Source organism: Pseudonocardia sp. OZ21 (assembly GCF_059359135.1).
This window is the reverse complement of sequence record NZ_JCADBN010000006.1, coordinates 354,752-362,593: the sequence shown is the minus strand read 5'-3', so window position 1 is coordinate 362,593 and position 7,842 is coordinate 354,752. Positions and strand designations below refer to the sequence as shown.

The 7,842-nt window shown below is 72.1% G+C and carries 7 protein-coding genes; 3 read left to right on the top strand and 4 right to left on the bottom strand.

Translation table 11 applies throughout. The annotated features are described in order from the left end of the window. The coding region (locus tag AC5L35_RS17650) for a DUF222 domain-containing protein (RefSeq protein WP_495060716.1) at nucleotides 1-695 on the bottom strand (695 nt) is incomplete at its 3' end. Nucleotides 696-1,384: 689 nt separating this feature from the next. Here AC5L35_RS17650 and AC5L35_RS17645 point away from each other — a divergent pair. Continuing rightward, nucleotides 1,385-1,654, top strand: coding sequence for a hypothetical protein (locus AC5L35_RS17645; RefSeq protein ID WP_495060715.1), 270 nt, complete (start codon nucleotides 1,385-1,387; stop codon nucleotides 1,652-1,654). Nucleotides 1,655-1,668: 14 nt separating this feature from the next. Here the strand turns inward: AC5L35_RS17645 and serS are convergent, their stop codons facing one another. Then, complete coding sequence (gene serS / locus AC5L35_RS17640; RefSeq protein ID WP_495060714.1) at nucleotides 1,669-2,949, bottom strand: serine--tRNA ligase; 1,281 nt, start codon at nucleotides 2,947-2,949, stop codon at nucleotides 1,669-1,671. A 140-nt stretch (nucleotides 2,950-3,089) separates the two neighbouring features. Between serS and AC5L35_RS17635 the strand changes: the two genes are divergently transcribed. Then, the gene (locus AC5L35_RS17635) at nucleotides 3,090-4,751 is read left to right on the top strand and encodes an AMP-binding protein (RefSeq protein WP_495060713.1); all 1,662 of its coding nucleotides are present in this window, start codon (nucleotides 3,090-3,092) and stop codon (nucleotides 4,749-4,751) included. 350 nt (nucleotides 4,752-5,101) lie between these two features. Next, nucleotides 5,102-5,488 carry a cold-shock protein gene (locus tag AC5L35_RS17630; RefSeq protein ID WP_495060730.1) on the top strand — a complete coding sequence of 129 codons (387 nt, stop codon included), beginning with the start codon at nucleotides 5,102-5,104 and terminating at the stop codon, nucleotides 5,486-5,488. Nucleotides 5,489-5,493: 5 nt separating this feature from the next. On the opposite strand, the gene AC5L35_RS17625 is transcribed toward AC5L35_RS17630, so the two are convergent. After that, nucleotides 5,494-5,973, bottom strand: coding sequence for a DUF2771 family protein (locus AC5L35_RS17625; protein WP_495060712.1), 480 nt, complete (start codon nucleotides 5,971-5,973; stop codon nucleotides 5,494-5,496). A gap of 23 nt (nucleotides 5,974-5,996) precedes the next feature. Beyond that, entirely contained in the window at nucleotides 5,997-7,742 is a 1,746-nt protein-coding gene (locus AC5L35_RS17620; RefSeq protein WP_495060711.1) for an MFS transporter, read from the bottom strand. Between the last annotated feature and the right edge of the window lie 100 nt (nucleotides 7,743-7,842).

Below are 7,842 nucleotides of genomic sequence, written 5' to 3'. Positions count from 1 at the left end.
CGGGCGTGCTGATCGAGCACCGCGAACACCCCGACCGCCTCCGCCGCCGGCAACGTCGCCGACAGCGTGGCCATCCCGTCGCGCTCGGGGTAGAGCACCACGGCGCGTTCCCGCCGCTTCCGCTCATGGCGCCGGGCGGCGGCTTCGCTGTCCGCGCGCAGCACGGCCCTGCGGACGGCGGCACGCAACTGTCCGTTGGTCTGCTCCGGAGCCCGCGCCAGCACCTTCCGCCCCACCACCACCGCGGCGGCCTGGTCGAGATCAGCGCAGCCGTCGGCGATGATCCGCGCCTTCGGCAGGGTGATCGCCCCGGCGTGCAGGGCGGCGAAGACGGCCGGGGACTCCTCCACCAACTGCCGGGCCTCCCCGACCCGCCACGCGGTACCGCCGGGTGAGAGCCGCAACATCATCCCGACCTCGGCTTGGGCGGACTCCATTGCCTGCACCGGACTCATCCCCGCCGCCGGAGCGGCCTGCGCGGTCGCGACGAACCGGGCGATCTCCTCGTGCTGGCGGGCCTGCGCCCAGGCGATGATCTTCTCCCAGCCCCCGATCCGTTCCAACCGCTCGAACCGATCTTCAGTGGGCCCGGCCTGGGCCAGGAGCATGGCCATGATCCCGTCGGGGGCGTAACCGGACCAGGGCAGCGGGACGGCCTCGGCCTCGGCGACGCTCTCCACTTCGGAATCGAACATGTGTTCGACTCTAGCTGTGCGCACCGACAGTTCGGGCGCGGTCAAGGAGCCGGACGGGAGCCGCGGGCCGATTGCACCCGTGCCGCGCTCCCGTCGCCCGCCCGGCCCGGCCGGCCCTGGCACAGCTCGGCGAGGACGGCTGCTCCGCCCACATCCGCACTCGGTGGCCGCGATCGGAACCCCGGGGCGCCACGTCCGCGAGCCTGCCCAGCCGGCCCCGGCGCCCACGCACCAGCGGCGCGGGAGAGCTGCCGTCGTGCCGTCGGGCACTCGTGGCCACGGTGCTGCGGGGAACCGCACCTCCACCGCATCGTGGCCGCCCGGGACGTCGATCTCTCGTTGCGTTCGGTCGTGGCCACCTGCGTCCCCGACGAGTGGCCGACCGCATCCCGCGAGTCGCCCGGATGACCGGGCCGTCGTGCCTAAGGACGGCGCCGGACGGCGAACTTGCTCCGAGCACCCTGCCGTCTGCGCACCCCTACTGCCCGCCGCGGGCGGCGAGCAGTAGCACCGTCGCCGTGCGCCCGGAACAGCGATGGGTGTCCAGAGCCGCGCTGCGGTAGCGCACCGCGTCGGCACGTGGTCCGGCACGGCGCGAGCGGACGCGGGGCAACCGCCGCTGGAGGGGAGGCGCTGTCGGCCGCATCACTGATCCCGACCGCCCGACCAGGGCGGTGGAGCATGGGGTGATGAACCCTGGTGAAAAGCAGCCCTCAAACTCCCACACGGACTCCCACACGGGCACCGTCGACGAGCTGAGGGAGGCGGCGGAGACCCTTCGCGAGTTCGTGCCCCAGTTTCGCGACGGCCGCCCGGTGAGCGAGTTCGTGCCGCTCGCGCTGGGGAAGCTGCTCGACGCGGTGGCTGACTCGATGGGGCGGGGTGACGACCTGCGCGACTCGATCACCTCGAGCGCGTTGGAGATCGCCCGTCACCTCCGCCACTTCCCGTCGGTGTAGGAGCCCCGCCGGACTCAGGGCGTCAGCTCCGTGAAGCCGGTGTAGGGCACCAGCGCGTCAGGGATGCGGACGGACCCGTCGGCCTGCTGCCCCTGCTCGAGGATCGCGACCAGCGTGCGGCCCACCGGCAGCCCCGAACCGTTGAGCGTGGCCGCGAAGCCGCGCCTGCCGTCCTTGGCCTTCGTGCGGATGCCGGCCCGGCGGGCCTGGAACGTGCCGAAGTCCGACACCGACGAGATCTCCCGGTACTTCTGCTGTCCGGGCAGCCATACCTCGATGTCGTAGGTGAACTCCGCCGAGAATCCGATGTCGCCGGCCGCCAGCTTGACCACGCGGTAGGCCAGCCCGAGCCCCTGCATCGCCGCCTCGGCGTGGGAGAGCAGCACCTCGAGCTCGGCGCGTGACGTCTCGGCGTCGACGATCCGCACCAGCTCGACCTTCGAGAACTCGTGCAGCCTGATGAGGCCCCTGGTGTCGCGGCCGTAGGAGCCCGCCTCCGACCGGAAGCACGGGGTGTGCGCGGTGTAGGCCAGCGGGAGGTCCTCGACGGCGAGGGTCTCCTTCGCGTGCAGGTTGGTCAGCGGCACCTCGGCGGTGGGGATGAGGTAGAGCTCCCGGTCGGCCACCCCGGTCTTGAAGAGGTCCTGCTCGAACTTCGGCAGCTGGCCGGTGCCCGTCATCGTGACCCGGTTGACGAGCGTGGGGACCGACCACTCGGTGTAGCCGTGCTGCTGGGTGTGCAGGTCCAGCAGGTAGCGGGAGATCGCGCGTTCCAGCGCCGCGCCCTTCCCCCGAAGCACCGCGAAGCGGGGGCCCGCGAGCTTCGTGGCCCGCGGCAGGTCGAGGATCCCGAGCTTCTCCCCGATGTCGACGTGGTCGAGCGCGGTGAAGTCGAGCTGCACGGGCTCGCCCCAGACCCTGACCTGCTCGGCATCCTCGTCCGACGCGCCGTCGGGCAGGTCGTCGCTCGGCAGGTTGGGCACGCCGAGCAGGAAGTCCTGCAGCTCCGCCTCCAGCTCGCGGTGCTCCTCCTCGGCGGCGGCCACGACGCCCTTCAGCTCCCGGGCCCTGGCGACCAGCGTGTCCCGCTCCTGGGGATCACCGCCCCGCCCGGCGGCCTTCACCGCGGCGGCGACACGCTTCGACTCGGACCGTGCCTCGTCCCCGCGCTGGATGGCCGAGTTGCGACCGGCCAGCAGCTTCTCCAGGGACGTGACGTCCAGGGCGAAGCCACGCCGGGCGAGTTTGCGGACGGCGTCGGTGGCGGGGTCGAGCAGGACGCGAGGGTCAAGCATCGTTCGAGGGTATCGCCGCAGGCGAGCGCAATTCGGCCCGCCTCCTCTTCCGGAGGTGGCGTGTCCGGTACTGATCGCAGCAGGATGTGTGCCGGGTGCCACAGGGTTGTGGTGCCGGATGCAGACGAAAGGTCCGTGCCGTGTCCGATGCTGCCCCCGCCGTCCCGTCCTACGCGTCCGGCACGTCCGACGTGCCGTTGCTCGGTGACACGATCGGCGACAACCTCGACCGCACGGCCTCCACCTACCCGGACGGGGAAGCACTGGTGGAGGTGCCCACCGGCCGGAGGTGGACCTACGCACAGCTGCGCGACGACGTCGAGGTGGTGGCGATGGGCCTCCTCGCGGCGGGGCTGGAGAAGGGCGATCGCGTCGGTATCTGGGCTCCCAACGTCGCCGAGTGGACGCTCATCCAGTGCGCCACGGCGAAGATCGGCGTCGTCCTGGTCAACATCAACCCCGCCTACCGCACGCACGAGCTGGAGTTCGTGCTGAAGCAGGCAGGCGTGTCGGTGCTGGTGGCAGCGGTCAGCTTCAAGACCTCCGACTACGCCGGGATGATCGAGCAGGTGCGGCCGAGCTGCCCCGAGCTGCGCCAGGTGGTCCTCATCGGCACCCCGGACTGGGACGAGCTCGTGACGGCGGGCCGCGCGGGCGACCGGGCCGAGCTGTCGCGGCGGCAGGGCGAGCTCAGCCCGGACGACCCGATCAACATCCAGTACACCTCGGGCACCACGGGCTTCCCGAAGGGCGCCACGCTCAGCCACCACAACATCCTGAACAACGGCTACTTCGTCGGGCGGCTCTGTGGCTACACGGCCGAGGACCGGGTGTGCATCCCGGTGCCCTTCTACCACTGCTTCGGCATGGTGATGGGCAACCTCGGCTGCACCACCAACGGCGCCACGATGGTCATCCCCGGTCCCGGGTTCGAACCGAAGGCCACGCTCGCCGCCGTGGCGCAGGAGCGGTGCACGTCGCTCTACGGGGTGCCGACGATGTTCATCGCGGAGCTCAACGACCCCGATTTCGACAGCTACGACCTGTCCTCGCTCCGCACCGGGATCATGGCGGGCTCACCGTGCCCGGTGGAGGTGATGAAGCAGGTGGTGAACCGGATGGGCATGACCGACGTGACCATCTGCTACGGGATGACCGAGACGTCCCCGGTGTCGATGCAGACCCGGGCCGACGACTCGGTGGAGCGCCGGGTCTCCACCGTGGGGCGGGTGCACCCGCACGTCGAGGTGAAGATCATCGATCCGGAGACGGGGCTGACCCTGCCTCGCGGCGAGCCGGGCGAGCTCTGCACGCGCGGCTACTCCGTCATGCTCGGCTACTGGGACGAGCCGGAGAAGACCGCCGAGGCCATCGACAAGGCCCGCTGGATGCACACCGGCGACATCGGCGTGATGGACTCCGACGGGTACGTCAACATCACCGGGCGCATCAAGGACATGGTGATCCGGGGCGGGGAGAACATCTACCCCCGGGAGATCGAGGAGTTCCTGTACACCCACCCCGACGTGCTCGACGCGCAGGTGATCGGGGTGCCGGACGCCAGGTACGGCGAAGAGCTCTGCGCCTGGGTGACGCTTCGCGACGACGCCACCGAGCTCACCGCGGAGGCGCTCCGGGAGTTCGCGGGCGGCAAGCTGGCGCACTACAAGATCCCGCGCTACGTGCTGGTGGTCGACGGCTTCCCGATGACCGTCACCGGAAAGGTCCGCAAGGTGGAGATGCGCGAGAAGAGCGTCGAGCTGCTCCGTCTCGGCGACGCGGCGTCGATTCGCAACGCCTAGGGGGTGTCCCGTGGATCTTGGTCGATGAGAGCCGTGATCCAGGTGGTTCCTGGCGGCGCCGCTGGATCGCCCTCATACCGGGCGTATTCGGGCGGTTCGGCGGTGTCGCCAGGGGCCGCCTGGGCGCGGCTGTCGCGATTGAAGATCCGCGGGACACCCCCTAGGAGCCGAGCGCCGCCCTTCGACGGCTGCGCAGAGGGGTATCGGCGGTCTAGGGTGGTCGAACGCGTCCCGGTGTCGCATTCCACGGGCCTGACCACAGCGATGGCCCAGGCATCAGGGGCGCGTTCGTCGTGTGGTCCGCAGAGGCACTGCACGACGCAGGGTCGATCGAGGAACGGGTGAGCAGGGTGCCGACCGGCAGGGTCAAGTGGTACGACGCCGAAAAGGGCTTCGGGTTCCTCGCTCAGGACGGCGGTGAGGACGTCTACGTCCGGAAGGCTGCGCTGCCGGCCGGGGTGGAGACGCTCAAGGCGGGGCAGCGCGTCGAGTTCGGGATGGCGGAGGGCCGTCGCGGGCCGCAGGCGCTGTCGGTCCGGCTGGTCGACACGCCGCCGTCGGTCGTCGAGGCAGCCCGCCGTCCCGCCGAGGACCTGCACAGCCTGATCGAGGACATGATCCGGCTGCTGGAGACGAAGGTGCAGCCCGACCTTCGCCGGGGCCGCTACCCGGACCGCAAAGCGTCCAAGCTCGCAGCCGAGGTGGTGCGGGCGGTCGCCCGCGACCTCGACGGCTGACGCCGTCACCCGGACGCGTTGAGCACCCAGCTCGCGCGGATCGGGAACTCGATGTCGCCGGTCTCCGGGTCGGCCTGTGGGGGCGGCCCGAACTGCTGCACCTGGGCGCCGACGAGCCGGTCGGTCGGGTCCGGGAGCTCGAGGGTGTAGTCGCTCTGCGCGTTGGGGGCGAACACCGGGCTGCGGCCGTCGGTCTGCGCGCCCTTGCCGTCGCGATAGGTGAACACCACCTGCCACGGGGTCTCGGCGATGTCGTGCGGCACCGTCACCTTCAGCGGCGTGCCCGCGGGCACGGTCAGCTCCACCGGCGCGGCCGGGTCGCCCTTGCAGTCGGTGAGCTGGAGGTCGCAGTACTGGGTGGGCCGCGCGACGGCGCTGGCCTGCCCGGCGGCGAACGTCACCTGCGGCGGCGCCGCGCCGCCGCAGCCTGCCAGCAGCAGCGCGGTGACCGGGAGCAGGAGCAGTTGGGGGAGACGGCGCAGCACCGTGCCACCCTACGGTCGGGGCGTCAGCGCACCGTGCGGGCCGGTGTGGGCTGGGTCGTGGAACGCACCCGGTGCCCGAGGAACGGCAGGAGGCTGCGACCCCGGCTCACCAGCGCCGTCTGCACGCCGGCGAGCGCGACCACGGCGGCCACCACCGTGAACCCGATCCAGAACGTCGTGTGTGGCAGCAGCACGCCCAGCGCGCCGCCGAACACCCAGGCCAGCTGCAGCACCGTCTCCGACCGGCCGAAGGCCGACGCGCGCGACTCCTCGGGCAGGTCGCGCTGGATCACGGCGTCGAGGCTGACCTTCGCGAGCGCGCTGGCCGAGGCACCGACGAGCCCGACGAGGGCCGCGGTGGCGATGCCCGGCAGCACGGCGGCGACCACGGCCGCGGCCACCGCGGCCGCGATGCACGCCAGCACCACCCCGTCGGACCGGCCGAACTGGCGTCGCGACCCCACCGCGTTCCCGACGAACGACCCGGCCCCCGCAGCGGCGCCGACGATGCCGATCAGGAACAGCTGCCGAGCCGGATCGGCCTCCGTCTGGCCCTTCACCACGAACGCGACGAACAGCGTGAGGAACCCGGTGAGCACGCGGATCGCGCCGTTGCCCCAGAGCGAGACCACGACGGGGCGGCCCATCGGACTCCGCCTGCCGCGTTGGGTGGTGCGCAGCGCGGCGGGCACCTCGCCCGCGGTGGACTCCACCCACCGGGGGATCCGCAGGCACAGCACGGTGCCGACGACCGACAGCGCGGCCGTGTACAGCAGCGCGCCCGGCGAGCCGGCCAGCATGGCCACACCGGCCGCGCCACCACCGAAGACGGCGCCTGCGACCAGCCCGAACGCCGTGAGCCGCGAGTTCGTGGTGACCAGCGTGATGGTCGGTGGGAGGACCCTCGGGGTGACCGCCGCCTTGAGCACCGAGAACGACTTGCTGAGCACCAGCATGCCGAGCGCGGCCGGATAGAGCAGCCAGGTGTCGTAGGAGAAGGCCATCACCACGGCGAGCACGGCGCGGCCGGCGAACGAGACGGCCAGCGCCGCGCGGCGCCCGCGCTGCAGCCGGTCGAGCAGCGGCCCGATCACGGGCGCGACCACTGCGAACGGTGCCACCGTGATGACCAGGTAGAGGGCGACGTTGGCCTTGCTCTCCGCGGTGGCGGCGGCGAAGAACAGCGTGTTGGCCAGTGCGACGGCCACCGCGGCGTCCACGGCGTAGGTCATCATCGTGGCGTAGGTGAGCGCCGTGAGCCCGGAGCGGTCGGCACCGTCGGCGCTCGCCGCCCGGTGGAACGCCCGGATCCCGTTCTGTGTCAGCTGGCGGCTGCGCAGCGCGGCCACGCGCGTGACGGTGAGCTTGCGGGGCATTCGCGGCGTGGGCCGCTCGTCCTCGCCGGTGGGCGCTCCCGGACCCTGGGGCGGCGGCGGGCCGGACTCCGTGCCGGGCCGCTCGTCGCGGGCGTCGGTGGCGCGACCCCGGTCGGGTTCCTGTTCGGCCCGGTTCCGTTCGGCCCGGTCCCGTTCCGGTGGCGGCCAGGACGGGGGCGGGGTGCGGCGATGCACGGTGGGGTCGTAGTCGGGGTCGTCGTGCCAGGGGTAGCGGCGGCGTGGTGCGTGCGGCGGCCGTTCCGCCGTCGAGGGGTGGGACGTCTCCGTGTCCAGCGGCCGCGTCCGCTGCGGCTGGTCGCCGTCGACCGTGACCCACGTCCGGCGAGCTCCCCGCCTGCCGCGGCGGGGAGGGAAGGACTCGGAGCGGGCCACGTGGTCATTCTGGCCTATCCGGGCCCTTCGCGAAGGCCTCACCGCGCACCCCGAAAGGAGGCTGCGGGGCGACGCCTGATCGGGCGACTCGCGAGCGCGG